A 14002-nucleotide genomic window follows, 5' to 3' on the forward strand; every position below is an offset into this window, starting at 1 on the left:
TCGGACCTTCGGATATTCAGATCATCCTCGGGAAGGTGCGCCCACTTTCACGCCCCCTCACCGAGGCTCATCCACAGGTTCTGATCATTGCTCCTTGAGGTCGGCCCTTGGCCTCTATCGCCTGTTTCGTCGATGTAGGCCCAGACGGATTTCTGCGCCATGTGGGTTAGTGCAGGGTGTCGGGGCAGAGATTGTGTTGCGCGGCATCGACGATGCCCGGACCCCACGCGGGGCTCAGAATACCGAACGTATTCGCCGCCGTGGCAAGGGATTCGCCGCCACGGATCTCGCCGCACACCCGGAATCCGCCGCTGACAGCCAGCGACGGATTCACCACGGGCACACCTCGAGCTGCGAGGTCGGCCAGATAGCTCTGTTCATCGGCGTGGGCGGCCGGCGTAGTGATTACGGTCGCTGCAGTGGCCAATACGGCCATCGCGATTACACGGCGGATCACTGCTGTCACCTCTCACCAATGAGGGGGCCGGGCTGGGTTCATCGCTGACAGTAGTGCGCCGAGACTTCATTGGTGACCAGAATCGGTCGCGACCGGGACGCCATATTCACTAAGGCACTTCGGCTCGTCAATTTGCACTCTTGGCGATCGCGTGTGGCGCTAGTCTCTGTCGATGCATGGCGCAGTTCTCGCGGCCGCAGATGCCAACCCGCCGGGTGTGCACTGGGGTGACGTTCCGGCATGGGTGACCGCAAGTGTGGCCGCGCTTGCGCTGATCATTTCCTGCTGTTCGGCGGTTCTCGCCTGGAAGTCGCTGCGGTGGGAGCGGGTGTCCGCAGAGGCGGCGACGCGCAGCGCCGAGGCCGCCGAGCGAGCCAATCGACTCGCCGAAATGGCCGTATTACAACGGGTTCAGCTATCTGGCATTCCATCCGAGGAGGCATTTGGTGAGCCGACGGTCGAGGCCGCACCCGTGCCTGATGTGAGCTGGCGGATCGAAAAACCCGGCGGTGACCGCTACATCCTCCGCAATACCGGCACCGACGTCGCCGAACATGTGGAGGTCGACGCGACGCAAGTGGGTCCGATCCACCGAAATCTCCCCCAGGATGCGGTAATTCGGCCCGGAGAAGGCGTCGACATGCTCATCAAAGGCACCTGGGGCCACCCGATGCCCAACCAGCTATACGTTCGCTGGGCCGGCCAACCGGACTGGGTTGCAATCCCAATAACGTGACATCATGGTGTCATGAGCACCACTACTGAGACTTCGCAGGGGACGCACGCGTTGACCCTGCGGCTTCCGGCTGAGCTGGCCGAAGCGGTGAAGAATTACGCGTTCCTGACGAACACGTCGGGCAACGAGGTGATCAAGCGCGCGGTGATCGAGTACATGAAGGCGCACGCCCAGACGGATATGGTTCGGGCGGCGTTCGAGAAAGCGTTGGAGCAGCACAAAGCCGCGTTCGACAAGTTGGCTGACCTCTGATGGCTTTCCCGTCGGGCCGCCCCCAAGGAGAGCCAGGGCCGCCCGACAACTAATCAGACGCGGACTCGGGTGATTCGGTTCCCTTAGCCCCGGCTGGTGGATGCCCCGGGGGCTCGGATGCATGGGAGTTGGAATCCCTGGGCGGTTGGGCAGCCCGCTGCTCCTCGCGCCACGAAATCAACTCGGTCGTGGCTCTTTCGGCTGCGGCTCTTTCCATATCGATCCATTCTTGCAACCGGTGCGGCGCGATCCCATCGGTGATCCGGTCGTATCGGAGCTGATCCTCAAGTTCCGGGTTGGCGAGGAATTTAGGAAGGTCGATCTCTCTGGCCCAGCGAGTGCCCCTCAGTTCACGCCAGCCGTCGATCGGTTTCGGCGGGTGCACGGTGGCGCCCTGCATTCGATAAATGACAGCGGCATGTGCCCGTAGATGCTCCGCGAGGAGCAAACAGCTGCCGCAGGCCGGGGCCGGCTGCGTCTCCTCCATCAGCTGGTCGAATTCGTCGTCAGTCATCTCGTCGGTGACCCGATTGTGCAGCTGTGCTCGACGATCGCACAGTGAACGGCGATCAGGCATCCAGATGTGCACGGTCTTCACGCATCAAAAGTACGACAGCGGGGCAGCTATATGAACGCGCGCCCTACGCGCCACTGCGCCGGCTCACAACTCATCACAACTCGTCCCGGCTCGCAGGCGATCCGCGACTGAGGTTCACGTCGGGTGCCGCGTCCACGTTCCAAACGCGCTGTCTAACGGAGATGCTTGGCGTGCTTCGGTTCCCACGGCCGCGACATCATCCATTGGTCAATGTCTTCGGCCGTCACTCTGTATTGGGTTCCGTCTCCGATGAAATAAGCGGGGAGGTAGCCCATCTTGATCGCTTGTCGAATGAGGTCCTCCGAGACCCGGACATAGTCCGCGGCCTCCCTGACAGTGAGCCACGTCGTCACCGTTATGAATCTAGTTCGGCAATCCAACGGCCGCTGACGAAGAAGTAGCTCACGGGACGCTCCCATGGCCGCTTCTCAAGCCACTCGTCGACGTCTTCTATACGGAGTCGGTAGTAGTGACCTGTTCCGATGGCATAGGCGGGCAGCAAGTCGAGTTTGACGTTTGCGCGAATCATCTCGACCGTCACCTCTGGATAGCCCTGCGTCCGTGCGTATTCCGCTGCTTCGGCTGCCTTCATCCATCTCACCGGTACGTGCCGCCGTGGCCTCATGCGTCAACAATATGGCCAACCGCCGAGCTCGAATTCGCAGGTCAGATACCCCGCTGCCCGACGCGGGGTATCTGACCGCGCGATGACCTACGTCGGGCTTACCTCATCGGGGTGCTCGGTAATCTTGATTTCCACCTCGTCGCCGGGGTTGAACACGCGCTCTGTCCCGTCGATGAACTTCACCGGGACGGACTCGACCCCCTTCATGCCGGCCGGCGCCGGCATCAACTGCCGAATAACCCTGGTATGGACCTGATTCCAGTCCGCATCAGATTCACCCGCTGCCCGAAGGAAATATCCGGGCTCGATGTCGCCGAGATCATCAGCCCTCAAGCGTTCTATATGCTCTGTCAGCGCGCGCCTCGCAGCGGCTCAGTGGCCGACCAGTGATCAGCTGGCTGGCGTCCTTGCGGAAAGGGTGTCACTCTAACTGACACCCTTTCACGTTTTCGCAGATCAGATGCCCCGCTCGGGCCGTAGGGGTACTCGCTCAGCGCGTACCCTTCGCGAGCCACCAGCGCCTGATGCTCCCAGTCAGCCCGGGCCGCGATCGCTTGCCGGCGCCGGCGAAGGTGATGCGTCTCGCGCACACCCCACGCCACCGCAATGCAACCGAGCAACCACGGATGCGCGACCACCATCGCGAGCACAATCACGGCCAACGTGACCGTGGCCGCCGGATGCCGGTCCGCCCAACTGCCGTGCGAACACCGTCGCGCGAGCCCGCACCGCGGGCAACCATGCTCAGCCATCAGCCATCACCTTTCGTAGTCTCCCCTCTGGGGCGTTTCCCGATTCGAAATCGGCAACTTTGGTCCCTCGTCGGCCAGCTTTCGCAGCCGACGCATGGTCACTGCCAGGAGGTCGCACGACGTCAGGCCACCGGGCCAAGGCTCCATCTCGTCGAGGACCGCTGCCACTGCGCAGCTGCTGAGCGCATCGTTGACCGGACGAGCCCGGCGTAGACGGGCTTGGATCTCATCGAACACCTGCTCGGCCAGTGCGACACGCTCTTCGGCATACGCAACCACCTCGTGGGGAGTCAGCTCGGCACGGCTCATCGCTGCACCTCCCCACCCTGCGCGCTTTGTGCGATGAACGTGTCCCACTCGTCGGTCGCAGCCTGCAACCGAGACATGTGCGGCACCTCGCCGGCTCTCACGATTGGGACACTCGACGACACGTCTTCGCACGGTTGGCCCGGCTGCGCCCCGCACAATGGACACCGCACTGACAGCACGGGATCCTCTGCGCCAGTTGCAGTATCGGCAACGGAGAACTTCGCTGCGAGCTCACGGAATTTGGCCGCAGAACTCACCTTGTCGATCCCGCTCCGCGGCGGCTGGACCCACCGACCGATCGTGGACGCGGCTTCCAATAGCGCTGACCCTAACTCGGCCGCCTGGCCGCTGTTCAGCCCGCCGGCCAGCAGCGCGCCGCGCAGATGGACGCTGGGTGGATCGAAGCTACCGTCCTCCCATTCGGTGCCCAGGATGCACACCTGAGCGCTGTGATCGCTGACGGCCGGCCAAGCCGGGCCGGCGAGCGCGCGGCGCAGCCGGTAATACGGTCCGAGTTCCCAGTCGCCGGTGACCCACTCGGGAGATCCATTGCCTGCTGCTGTGGTCATCGTGCCGACCACCGATCAACCTCGTCGGCAGCCAAGGCAAGAGCCCAGGCCAAATCGCGGGCCTGGGCTGCGGTGAGGCCTTCGTGGGCGTGCAGATAGACATCGACGCGCGGCGGGCACTCAGTCGTGTCGATGCTGCCGTCCGGGAACTGAATCCCGCCGGTCTGCGCTTCGGCGACTTTGACGCCGGCGTGGTCGAAGACGACCCGATCGGCGCCGTGGAAGATCCGGAACTTGTTGTCCCAGAACCCCCAGCTGTCGGCTTCGGCGATCGCGCCGGCAGGCAGTGGGACATTGGGCTCTTTCGTGATTCTGGTTGCGCTGTTTTTGCGCATGGAAGTACACTCCTGGTGAGGTTAGAGATTGAAGCCCCTGGCAGGGCTGAGGTCATTCGAAGGCGGTTCCCCTGGCAGGGAGCCGCCTTCAGTCTTTTCGAGAGGGCCAATTCGGTTGACACCCCTGGCGTGCGAAGACGAAAGCCACCGAGATCCCGGCGGGACTTCGGTGGCTTGTGGGTGGTGGTGCGCGGGGCTGGGGGAGCGATGGTGGGGGCACTGCGGCTAGCTTCCGTCTCTCGGGTTGCTAGCACTCTGCGCGCCCAGTTCACATGTAGTTCACGTGGCCCGCTTCTCGTCTCAGATTGTGCCTCTGAGCATTGCCGAAGCTGGTGCGCGATACTGGGATTGAACCAGTGACCTCTTCCGTGTCAGGGAAGCGCTCTCCCGCTGAGCTAATCGCGCTGGGAGAAAATTTGGAGGTGGAGACGGGAATCGAACCCGTGTGCACGGCTTTGCAGGCCGTTGCCTCACCACTCGGCCACTCCACCGCGGGGGTTGATGCCATAGCACCTTCGAGCGGATGACGGGATTCGAACCCGCGACCCTCACCTTGGCAAGGTGATGCGCTACCAACTGCGCTACATCCGCGCGCAACGGGCGAGATCGTCGCCCGGTGCGAAGGAAGACGATAGTCCACCTAAGCGGGCGTGCACAAATCTCTAGGCCGTTGTCGCTCTAGGCTATAGGGCGCCCCCCGGGGGCGCACACGGCACGTGCTGGACACTCGCCGTTCGTGCTAGTCTTCTCCCTCGTTCGCCTCTCGGCGCCGGTCCCGTGGCTCAGTGGAAGAGCGTCCGCTTCACACGCGGAAGGTCGCTGGTTCGATCCCAGCCGGGACCACAGAGAACGTCGCGCATCAAGCCGGACTCTTTACGAGGCCCGTCGTCGGCCGATTACACCCTCGGTCCATGCCCGGTCCTCGGTGTAGATGGCCTCGTCGCCATGCTGCACGCGCTTGGCCTTACCGCCCTCTTGACCGTGGCCCGCGGGCGCGGCGCCCATCGGCATGCCCGTGCCGCCGCCCTTGTTCAGCGCCGCGTACGCGGCCGGGATCGGGACCCCTGCGCCGGTGATCGCTCCGGGCCGGGCCACCGCGGCGGAATCCTGCGCGAGCTGCAGCGGCATCTTGGGCATCGCCGGCAACCCGGCGCCGCCGGCTCCGACCGACGCCGGCTTGACCCCAGCCCCTTTGGGCAGATCGGGCACCACCTTGAGGTTTTTCGAGTCCTTTGTCAGCGTCGAGTCGGTCGGCATCGACGGCGTCGCGCCCGACGGCAGCACGGGCATGGGACCCCCGAGTGACGGCAGTCCGCCGTCCGGCAGTCCGCCGTCCGGCAGGGGGAGGGGCTCAAGTCCAGGACCAGGCCGCAGATCGGGTGCGGACGGCACCTCGATCTTGTAGGCGACCGGGGGCCGCGGCGGATTCACCGGACCCAGCTCGACGCGCTGCTCGTATTCGGCCAGCACCGCCTCCGACTTCGCCTGGTACTCCGCGTAGACCCGCAGCAACGCCGGCTTCCCCCATCGCTCCCAGCCCGGCACCGACTGGTTCGATATCCATCGCTCGTCGAGCTGCCGCAGCTTCTCGAGGGTGGGGTGCTCGCTGACCGCCCAGCGGTGCGCGGCAACCAGCTTTCGGGCCTCGGTGGACAGCTGGCCGCACAGTCTCGCCATGTGGTCGAGCCAATTCCGATCCAGATCGAAGTGCCGCTCGACGGCGTCGCTCGCCTCGCTGTCCCAATCCGAGAACGGCCGGAACCGAAAGCTGGCCTGCGACAACGTCCGCAGATATGCCGCCCACTCGTCGGCGAAGTCGAGAAGAGACCTGCCCTGGTCGCCCTGCATCAGGGCCTTCGCGGCTTCCTTGACCGGGTAGTAGGGGATCGGGTCCAATCCCCGCAACGAAACCATGCTGGCCAGCACCGCCGGCTCCGCGTCGTCGAGCTCCGCGTGCGCAGGCGCCGCCGCCGGGGCCGCGGCGACGGACGTGTCGTTGTCCAGGGCGTCGGCCGCCAGCTCGTCGAGCTCCTGGTAGGCCTTGGCGGCGTTGCGCAGCGACTGCGCGAGTCGTGCGTGCTCCCGTTCGCCGGCGTGCAGATAAATCCGCATGTTGTCGGCGGAGAAGGCGAGTTGTTGGGCCGCCCGGGTGGCCAGCTCAAGGGCGCAGGGCGCGTGGCCGTTGTCGGAGGGAACGCCCGCGATGGGGGCTTCCAGCTCACCGGCTCGGGCCACCAGCTCGGCGTGCTCCACGTTCAGTGTCTTCGTCATCGCGATTCGTCTCCTGGCGGCTCGGGTCGGGCGGTCGGTGTGGTTATCGCTTGATAACTAGAACAAAGGTTATCAGGTGATAACCGAATGTCAAGCGTCGGCGAGCCCGGTGTGTGTTGCGATTGCTACCGGCGGAAGTCGCGGTGGTTAGACGCTGATGTTCGGCCGGGCGGCTTGAATGTCCAAAGCGCCTGAGGCAGAACGGATTTCTGGTAACCGAGCCGGGTCGGCCAACAGTCCGATCATCGCGAACTCCAGGATCTCGTCCGGGCTCACCGTCAGTTGCGGGGTCAGCGCGTCGAACAGCGCCTGCAGGAGCCTCGACGCCGAGATCGGGTTCATCGCGCGCACATCGCCTTCGGCCTGCGCCGTTTCGACCAGATCGGCGAGCGCACGCTCGATCTTGAGGGCCAGCGCCTGCTCCGTGGTGAAGCTGTCCTGCCACAGGTCCGGAGTCGCGATGACCGAGACCACCACCTCGGGCGAGGCGTGCAGGTGGTCCAGAGATTCCCGCAACATGCGGTGCAGCTTCACGACGGCAGGCGCGGGCAGCGTCGCGAGCTCGTCGGCCAGCTCGCTCGGCCACTCCAAGGCCAGCTGGACCAGCGCTGCGAAGATATCGCTCTTGGCCTTGAAGTGCTTGTAGAGGGCCGGCTGCTCGACACCGACGGCGGCCGCGATGTCCCGAGTGGAGGTGGCGGCGTATCCCTGCTTGGCGATCAGCTCCGCGGCGGCACGCAGGATGCGAACCTTGGTCGGGCTCGGCTGCTTGGCATCTGCGGGCATGTGGCTGAGGTTAGCCATCGACGACCTCACCCACGGCGAGACCTACACGTTTACGCCCGGCGCCCGCAGACAACAATGAGTGAGCACGAGCGCCAGACCAGACCCCTAAAGGAGTGAGCCATGAGTAACCAAGAAGGGATCGGCATCCTGAAACTCGAATGCCCGCAAAGCCATCCCGTCGGCAGAATCCTCAAGGAAGCCCCTCATCAGCAGGTCGTCTTCGACCCGGGCGTCCAGGTAGGGCCGCGCCGATTCTGGCCGGACGAGCAGGATCAGCCGCAGTTCAGCACGCGCTGCCCCCAATGTGACCGGGCCGTCGGAGACGCCTCGACCGCGTTGCAGGACAAGCACCGCAACCTCGTCATGAGCATGTCCGAGACCACCGAGGTCGCCACGCTGCCGTTCGTCTAGGACGCTCGCGCATACTGTAAGAGTTTCAGTAGCGCGATCCTGGAGGAGCCCGTGGCGCAGACCCCGACATCGCAGAGCACGCCCCGGCCTCCGGACGGGGATTGGCTGGGCACCCCGTATCTGTCGTTCGAGCGGCAGGGACCGATCGCGGTGTGCACGATCGATCGTCCCGAGGCGCGCAACGCGTTGACGCCCGCGATGTACTTCGGAATCCGTTACGCCGTGGGCCTTGTCAGTTCAGACCCGGCGCTGGCCGGACTGCTGATCACCGGCACCGGGGACGTGTTCGCGCCCGGCGGTGACATGACCGGCGGGGGAGGCGTCGACGACTGGATCACCTTCGGCGCCGCGCTGGGTATGGACGTCACGCCGTTCGACGCCGTGCGGACCTCCGCCAAGCCGATCGTCTCCGCCGTCAACGGGCTGTGCCAGGGCGGCGGCATGCAGATCGCGCTGTGCAGCGACCTGTCCGTGGTGAGCGAGCGGGCGACCTTCCGAGTGCCCGAGTTGTTCCGTGGCTACGCCGACACCTACTACAGCCAGATGCTGCTGCGTCTGGTCGGGCCGGTCCGCACCCGCGATCTGATGTTCACCGGCCGGGTGCTCACCGCCCGGGAAGCGCTCGACTGGGGCCTGGTGACCCGGGTGGTGGCGCACGACGATCTGCTGGCCACCGCCCGCGACCTGCTCGCCCAAAGCTGCCGGACCGCGCCGCGTGCCCGCAACGTGATCAAGTCCAGCATCGACAGCTATCTGGGCCTCTATGACCGCATCGGCATGACCAGCAGCCTGATGGATGCCGAGGCGCGGGAAGGGGTCCGCGCGTTCATGCAGCGACGCTCGCCGGACTGGGTGCATCCCCAGTTACGCACCGAGGGCCGCCTCTGAGCCGCCCGCACGGCTACTTCAGGTCGATCCACTCGCCGTGCGGAGCCGTATGCAGCACCCGCTTGATGCCCGCCTGGTCGAATGCCGCGGCCAATTCATTCGGCCCCTCGCTGAAGTGGGCCCAGCCGTCGACGTGGGCCGGGATCACCACCTTGACGCCGAGCACCTCGGCGGCCGCGGCCGCGCGCGCCGAGGTCAGCGTCAGCGGGCGCCCGCGCTCTTTGGCCGGCACGCTCGCGGCGCCCGCGAACAGCACCGCGACGTCGATCTCGCCGATGCGATCGGCCACCTCGGCGACTGCGCTCATCGAGGCGTTGTCCCCGCTGAGATAGATGGTGGGCAGCCCGGGCCCGTACAGCACGAAACCCGTGACCTCGCAGTTGACGTTGCCCTCCATGTCGCGCATCCCGTCGGCCGGACCGTGCACGGCCGGAACGGCTTGGGCCGCAACGCGTCCGGGCCCCCCGGGCAGGTAGTACGACTGCCACGGCTTCAGCCCCACCGCCGGTGGGCCGAAGCGGCCGGCGGCCCCGGGATTGGTGACGATCAGCGGCGCGGCCTCTGCCATCCGGCGTCCGGCGTCGTCCAAATTGTCGGGGTGCTGGTCGTGGCTGATCAGCACCACGTCGACCGGCCCGAGGTCGTCGACGCTCACGGCCGGACCGGTGAGCTTGTTCAGATAGTCATGAGGGCCCGGCGGGTCGAAGGTCGGGTCCATCACGATCCTGCGGCCCGCGATATCGATCACCGTCGTGGGCCCACCCAGCACCGCGATCGCGCCGTCCCGTCGCTTCGCGTCGACTACCTCGCCCATGTCGCCCCTGATTGCATTCGCGGAGAATCGATATCGGGTCGAAGAGCAGGCTATAACATCGCGGGACGGCGGACCGCGGTGACTTCGACTTCGACCCGGATATCGGGCCAGACCAGCGCCGGGACCACCGCGAGCATGAACACGGGTTCGTGTCGGATCACCGAGGAGCGCACCGCCGCGTAGGCCGGAATGTCAGCCGCGTCGGTCAGCCACTGCCGCACGCTGACGATGTCGGACAATCTCGCCCCGGCCCGGCTCAGCGCTTCCTCGACGTTGCGCCACGCCTGGGTGGCTTCTTCGGTGAAGTCCTTCGGCAGCGTTCCGTCGGGACGCAGTCCCGGCGTGCCGGAGGTGTAGATGACCTCAGAGCCCGCGGGGACGCGTACCGCGTCGGCATACCTGCCGATATGAGCGGCGACGCCGGTGTTGACGGATTCGAACGGCCTGCTCATATCGCCCTTTCGTGATGGATCGTGCAGCCGGCGTCATACCTTGCGGGCGCGATCCTTCCAATGTGGTTCGCGGAGCTGGTTTTTCAGAATCTTGCCACTGGCGTTGCGGGGCAGCTCGTCGGCGAAATCGACCGTCCGCGGGCACTTGTAACCGGCCATGCGCTGGCGGCAGAACTCGATGATCTCGGCGGGTTCCAGACCGGGGGCGACGACGATCGCCTTGACGGACTCGCCCCACTGGTCGTCGGGCACCCCGATGATCGCGGCGTCGGCGATCCCGGGATGCTCGAGGAGCACGCTTTCCACCTCGGGCCCGTACACGTTCTCACCGCCGGTGATGATCATGTCCTTGAGCCGGTCCTCGATGAACAGGTAACCGTCGGCGTCGAGGCGTCCGATGTCGCCGGTGCGCAGCCAGTCGTCGGCGGTGATGGTGTCGGCGGTGGCTTCGGGCCGATTCAGGTAGCCGATCATGCGCTGATCGCTGCGCACCCAGACCTCACCGGACTCGCCGTGCGGCAGCTGATCTCCCGACTCCGGATCGACGATGCGAATCTCGTTGCCCTGCGCGGCTTTTCCGGCTGACATGAGCAGTTCGGGCCGGCTGGAATTGCGGTGGTCGTCGGCGTCGAGCGCCGTGATCGCGCCGCACAGCTCGGTTTGTCCGTATACCTGCACGAAGTTCATCTCGGGCCAGGCCGCGAGCGCGCGCTGCAGCAGCGGCACCGGCATCGGGGCCGCTCCGTAGACCAGGTAGCGCAGACCCGACATCGCGCCGATCGCGGCCTCACCGGCGTCCAGGAACCTGGCGATCACCGGCGGCACCAAAAAGGCATGTGTCGCACCGGCTTTCACGGCGCCGATCAGCGTCGCGGCCTCGGGCTCGCGGGTCAGGAACGTCGGCGCACCCGCCCGGATGCCGAAGAACGCATACGCGATTCCACCGACGTGGAACAGCGGCATGGCAACGAGGTTGGCGTCGCCGTCCGAAAACGGAAATGGCGGCGACAGATTGATGATGTGGTTGACCAGCGCCCGCTGGGTCAGCTGAACACCCTTCGGGCGGCCTGTGGTGCCGGAGCTGTAGATCGTGATCGCGGCGTCGGTGTCGGCGACCTCGGGATCGACCTCAAGCGGTGATGCCGCGGCGAGCAGGGATTCGTATTCGTCCTCGTCGCCGCCCACCACGATGACGCGCTGCACGCCGGGGACTTTCGGGCGGATCGCCTCGACGGTCGGCGCCAGCTCCGCACCGACGACAATTACCTGCGCGCCGCTGTCGTTGAGCACGTGGACCAGCTCGTCGCCGACCACCCGCCAGTTGACGATCGTGGCCACCGCACCGATCGACGTGGCGGCCAGCAGGGTTTCTAGACAAGCGGGGTGATTCTTGTCCAGGAATGCCACCACCTGGCCGCGCCGCAAACCCGCGGCCCGCAGCGCCCCGGCCGTCCGGCGAATCCGCGCTGCCCACTGTGCCCACGACCACTGCCGCTCCCCGAAGTGGATCGCGACGTCGTCGGGTCGGCGCGCCGCGTGCCGCTCGACCATCCCGACCAGCGTCTCCGTCGTACCGGTGTTGAGGTCGGCTGGTGGCATCACTTCTCCGCTCATCGATAAATCCCTGGGTCCCCGGTTCAGTCAAGCCAAGGGTAGTCACCCCGGTCACGACGAGTTCCGTGAGAGTAGGAGCCGCCATTGCGGCACCGGATCTCCCGAGGCGCGAGGAAGTTGTCGCACGGTAGGCGGCCGCGGCCTATGGGAAGCCGATTCTCGGGGTATCCAAACGGATCAGCTTCACCGGATGAGCCGCGTAATCACGCGGTGGCCAAGGTGATTCGCGACCGGTAGGGATCGGTGAAGGGCAGCCACGCCTCGTCCAGATCGGGCACTTCCGTTTCGGCCGTCAGCGCGTCGATCACCCCACGCACGGTTTCGCGGTTCTCGATGCGCCGCCACACCAGCGACCACGTCCAAAAGGGTGCGGGCGCGACGATCGGGCGCTGCACGAGATCGGCCGGCAACGCGACGGTTTGCGCCTTGGGCGAGGCGAGCACCGGTCGGCCCAGCCGCCGCACATGCTCGAAAAACATTGGGGCAGCCAGCCCCCCGTCACTGATTCGCACGGTGCGAGCGCCGGTCTCCCTGGCGAACTGCTCCCCGTATCGGTTCCAGGTAAACCAGCTGCCGGAGTCGGCGTCGAGCAGCACCACCGCGTCGGACGCCTCCACCGGTGAGGCGTCCGATCCGACGCTGACGGCGTAAAGCTGCTCGGCGCCAATGAGATGCGCGTTCAGGCCATGCCGGTCCAAGTCGGAGGAGCGTACCCCGCAGATCGCCAGATCGACGCCGCCCTCGGCCACCCGGGCGACCTGCGCGTGCGACGGCAGCACCCAGGTGTCAATGTGCACCTTGGCGACCGACGAGGTCCGATCGGTCAGGTCCGGGGGAAGCCACTGTGCGTAGCCGATCCGCACGGGTTCGGCCAGCGACAGCCCGATTGCCGACCGGCGCAACTGATCTGCCTGATCGAGCAGCGTGCGGGCCGACGGAAGCAACGCCGCACCGGTTGCTGTGAGGGTGACCGAGCGCCGGTCGCGATCGAACAGTCGTACCCGCAGATCCCGCTCGAGGACCTTAATTTGCTGCGAAAGTGACGGTCCGGCAATGCATAAGCGCTTCGCGGCCCGACCGAAATTAAGCTCTTCAGCCACCGCTACGAAATAACGAAGATGACGCAACTCCACACGGAAAATGTTAGTGCGACAGTGGGAGTCATGGCCTAGCAGAATCGCGATGACAACGTATGTAACCATTGCTGGGCAAACCCTCGGATGAAGGAATCAACACATGGTCAATGTTGATCGCGCCCGTCATCGCACTTTCGTCGTGACGGGTGCGGCGTCGGGCATCGGCCTGGCTACCGCGCGGCGACTGATAGCCGAAGGCGGCACCGTGATCGGAGCCGACCTGGAATCTCCGCCCGACTTGGGGCCCGACTTCCACTTCGTCACGGCCGACGTGACCGACGAAGCAGCCATCCAGGCCGTGCTCGCCGCGGTGCCCGGCCGCCTCGACGGCGTCTTTCACGCGGCCGGTGTCGCCGGCGGCGGCCCGGTCCATTTGCTCGACCGTACGGAGTGGGACCGGGTGATCGGGACCAACCTCACCGGCACCTTCCTGGTCGCCAAGGCGGCCCTGGCCAGGATGATCGAGCAAGACAGGGTCGACGGCGAACGCGGCTCGATCGTGACCGTCGCCAGCATCGAGGGACTGGAAGGCACCGCGGGCGGCAGTTCCTACAACGCGGCCAAGGGTGGAGTTGTGCTGCTCACCAAGAACATTGCGCTCGATTACGGCCCGAGCGGCATCCGGGCGAACGTAATCTGTCCAGGTTTCATCGATACACCGATGGCCCAAAGCGTTTTCGGCCTGCCGGGAATGGAGGGCCCCTTGGCCTCGATCACCGAGGAGCACGCGCTGCAACGGCTCGGCCGGCCAGACGAGGTCGCGGCCATGGCGGCGTTCCTGCTCTCGCTCGACGGGTCATTCGTCAGCGGCCAGGCCATCGCCGTCGACGGCGGCTACACCGCGGGTCGCGATCACGGTGTCGTCAAACTCTTCGGCTTTCCCGAGTAGCGCCTTAAGATTCGCGCATGTTGCGTCCTGAAAGTTGGACTGGACTAGCGGGTGGAAGTCCCGTCCCGGTAGGTACCGGAGCGCCGGGTAGCAGGCCCCGGTTCGTCG

Annotated in this window: 18 protein-coding genes and 4 tRNA genes; 6 read left to right on the forward strand and 16 right to left on the reverse strand. The window is 65.8% G+C overall.

What is annotated here, in order from left to right:
• Nucleotides 1-166 precede the first annotated feature (166 nt).
• A complete protein-coding gene (locus tag AAHS21_RS31395; protein WP_342931201.1) occupies nucleotides 167-457 on the reverse strand; it encodes a DUF732 domain-containing protein in 291 nt (96 codons plus the stop codon).
• A gap of 172 nt (nucleotides 458-629) precedes the next feature.
• Here AAHS21_RS31395 and AAHS21_RS31400 point away from each other — a divergent pair, with 172 nt between their 5' ends.
• Both AAHS21_RS31400 and AAHS21_RS31405 read left to right on the forward strand, forming a co-directional pair.
• Complete coding sequence (locus tag AAHS21_RS31400) at nucleotides 630-1193, forward strand: hypothetical protein (RefSeq protein WP_342931202.1); 564 nt, start codon at nucleotides 630-632, stop codon at nucleotides 1191-1193.
• 12 nt (nucleotides 1194-1205) lie between these two features.
• Nucleotides 1206-1445: a DNA-binding protein gene (locus AAHS21_RS31405; RefSeq protein WP_342931203.1), complete on the forward strand. Its 240-nt coding sequence runs from the start codon at nucleotides 1206-1208 to the stop codon at nucleotides 1443-1445.
• Between the two features lie 49 nt (nucleotides 1446-1494).
• On the opposite strand, the gene AAHS21_RS31410 is transcribed toward AAHS21_RS31405, so the two are convergent.
• The 9 genes from AAHS21_RS31410 to AAHS21_RS31450 form a co-directional block, all read right to left on the reverse strand.
• Nucleotides 1495-2043 (reverse strand): hypothetical protein, encoded by a 549-nt coding sequence (locus tag AAHS21_RS31410; protein ID WP_342931204.1) that lies wholly within the window; start codon nucleotides 2041-2043, stop codon nucleotides 1495-1497.
• A gap of 355 nt (nucleotides 2044-2398) precedes the next feature.
• Entirely contained in the window at nucleotides 2399-2635 is a 237-nt protein-coding gene (locus AAHS21_RS31415) for a hypothetical protein (RefSeq protein ID WP_342931205.1), read from the reverse strand.
• Nucleotides 2636-2755: 120 nt separating this feature from the next.
• Entirely contained in the window at nucleotides 2756-3001 is a 246-nt protein-coding gene (locus AAHS21_RS31420) for a hypothetical protein (protein WP_342931206.1), read from the reverse strand.
• Nucleotides 3002-3426: 425 nt separating this feature from the next.
• Complete coding sequence (locus tag AAHS21_RS31425; protein ID WP_342931207.1) at nucleotides 3427-3729, reverse strand: hypothetical protein; 303 nt, start codon at nucleotides 3727-3729, stop codon at nucleotides 3427-3429.
• Entirely contained in the window at nucleotides 3726-4298 is a 573-nt protein-coding gene (locus AAHS21_RS31430) for a hypothetical protein (RefSeq protein ID WP_342931208.1), read from the reverse strand. Before AAHS21_RS31430 ends, AAHS21_RS31425 begins: the two co-directional genes overlap by 4 nt.
• On the reverse strand, nucleotides 4295-4633 hold the full coding sequence (locus AAHS21_RS31435; RefSeq protein WP_342931209.1) for a hypothetical protein: 339 nt from the start codon (nucleotides 4631-4633) through the stop codon (nucleotides 4295-4297). The genes AAHS21_RS31430 and AAHS21_RS31435 overlap by 4 nt, the downstream gene beginning before the upstream one ends.
• 330 nt (nucleotides 4634-4963) lie before the next feature.
• A tRNA-Val gene (locus tag AAHS21_RS31440) sits at nucleotides 4964-5038 on the reverse strand.
• Between the two features lie 12 nt (nucleotides 5039-5050).
• A tRNA-Cys gene (locus AAHS21_RS31445) sits at nucleotides 5051-5124 on the reverse strand.
• Between the two features lie 27 nt (nucleotides 5125-5151).
• A tRNA-Gly gene (locus AAHS21_RS31450) sits at nucleotides 5152-5224 on the reverse strand.
• A 180-nt stretch (nucleotides 5225-5404) separates the two neighbouring features.
• Here AAHS21_RS31450 and AAHS21_RS31455 point away from each other — a divergent pair.
• Nucleotides 5405-5476 (forward strand) — tRNA-Val (locus tag AAHS21_RS31455).
• Nucleotides 5477-5506: 30 nt separating this feature from the next.
• Here the strand turns inward: AAHS21_RS31455 and AAHS21_RS31460 are convergent.
• A complete protein-coding gene (locus AAHS21_RS31460; RefSeq protein ID WP_342931210.1) occupies nucleotides 5507-6904 on the reverse strand; it encodes a secretion protein EspB in 1398 nt (465 codons plus the stop codon).
• 147 nt (nucleotides 6905-7051) lie between these two features.
• Complete coding sequence (locus AAHS21_RS31465; protein ID WP_342931211.1) at nucleotides 7052-7690, reverse strand: helix-turn-helix domain-containing protein; 639 nt, start codon at nucleotides 7688-7690, stop codon at nucleotides 7052-7054.
• Between the two features lie 120 nt (nucleotides 7691-7810).
• On the opposite strand from AAHS21_RS31465, the gene AAHS21_RS31470 reads away from it, so the two are divergent.
• Both AAHS21_RS31470 and AAHS21_RS31475 read left to right on the forward strand, forming a co-directional pair.
• Nucleotides 7811-8101, forward strand: coding sequence for a hypothetical protein (locus AAHS21_RS31470; protein WP_342931212.1), 291 nt, complete (start codon nucleotides 7811-7813; stop codon nucleotides 8099-8101).
• Nucleotides 8102-8152: 51 nt separating this feature from the next.
• Entirely contained in the window at nucleotides 8153-8989 is an 837-nt protein-coding gene (locus AAHS21_RS31475; protein ID WP_342931213.1) for an enoyl-CoA hydratase/isomerase family protein, read from the forward strand.
• A 13-nt stretch (nucleotides 8990-9002) separates the two neighbouring features.
• Here the strand turns inward: AAHS21_RS31475 and AAHS21_RS31480 are convergent, their stop codons facing one another.
• The 4 genes from AAHS21_RS31480 to AAHS21_RS31495 all read right to left on the reverse strand — a co-directional run bounded on the left by AAHS21_RS31480 (nucleotide 9003) and on the right by AAHS21_RS31495 (nucleotide 13002).
• Complete coding sequence (locus AAHS21_RS31480) at nucleotides 9003-9803, reverse strand: MBL fold metallo-hydrolase (protein WP_342931214.1); 801 nt, start codon at nucleotides 9801-9803, stop codon at nucleotides 9003-9005.
• A gap of 50 nt (nucleotides 9804-9853) precedes the next feature.
• Nucleotides 9854-10255, reverse strand: a complete 402-nt coding sequence (locus tag AAHS21_RS31485; RefSeq protein WP_096286496.1) for a Rid family hydrolase — start codon at nucleotides 10253-10255, stop codon at nucleotides 9854-9856.
• Between the two features lie 33 nt (nucleotides 10256-10288).
• Entirely contained in the window at nucleotides 10289-11854 is a 1566-nt protein-coding gene (locus tag AAHS21_RS31490; protein ID WP_342931217.1) for a long-chain-fatty-acid--CoA ligase, read from the reverse strand.
• Nucleotides 11855-12072: 218 nt separating this feature from the next.
• Nucleotides 12073-13002: a LysR family transcriptional regulator gene (locus tag AAHS21_RS31495; RefSeq protein ID WP_342931215.1), complete on the reverse strand. Its 930-nt coding sequence runs from the start codon at nucleotides 13000-13002 to the stop codon at nucleotides 12073-12075.
• A gap of 103 nt (nucleotides 13003-13105) precedes the next feature.
• Here AAHS21_RS31495 and AAHS21_RS31500 point away from each other — a divergent pair, with 103 nt between their 5' ends.
• Nucleotides 13106-13894, forward strand: coding sequence for an SDR family NAD(P)-dependent oxidoreductase (locus AAHS21_RS31500; protein ID WP_342931216.1), 789 nt, complete (start codon nucleotides 13106-13108; stop codon nucleotides 13892-13894).
• Nucleotides 13895-14002: the final 108 nt, after the last annotated feature.

It is taken from the genome of Mycobacterium sp. 050272, assembly GCF_039023525.1.
GTDB lineage: Bacteria > Actinomycetota > Actinomycetes > Mycobacteriales > Mycobacteriaceae > Mycobacterium.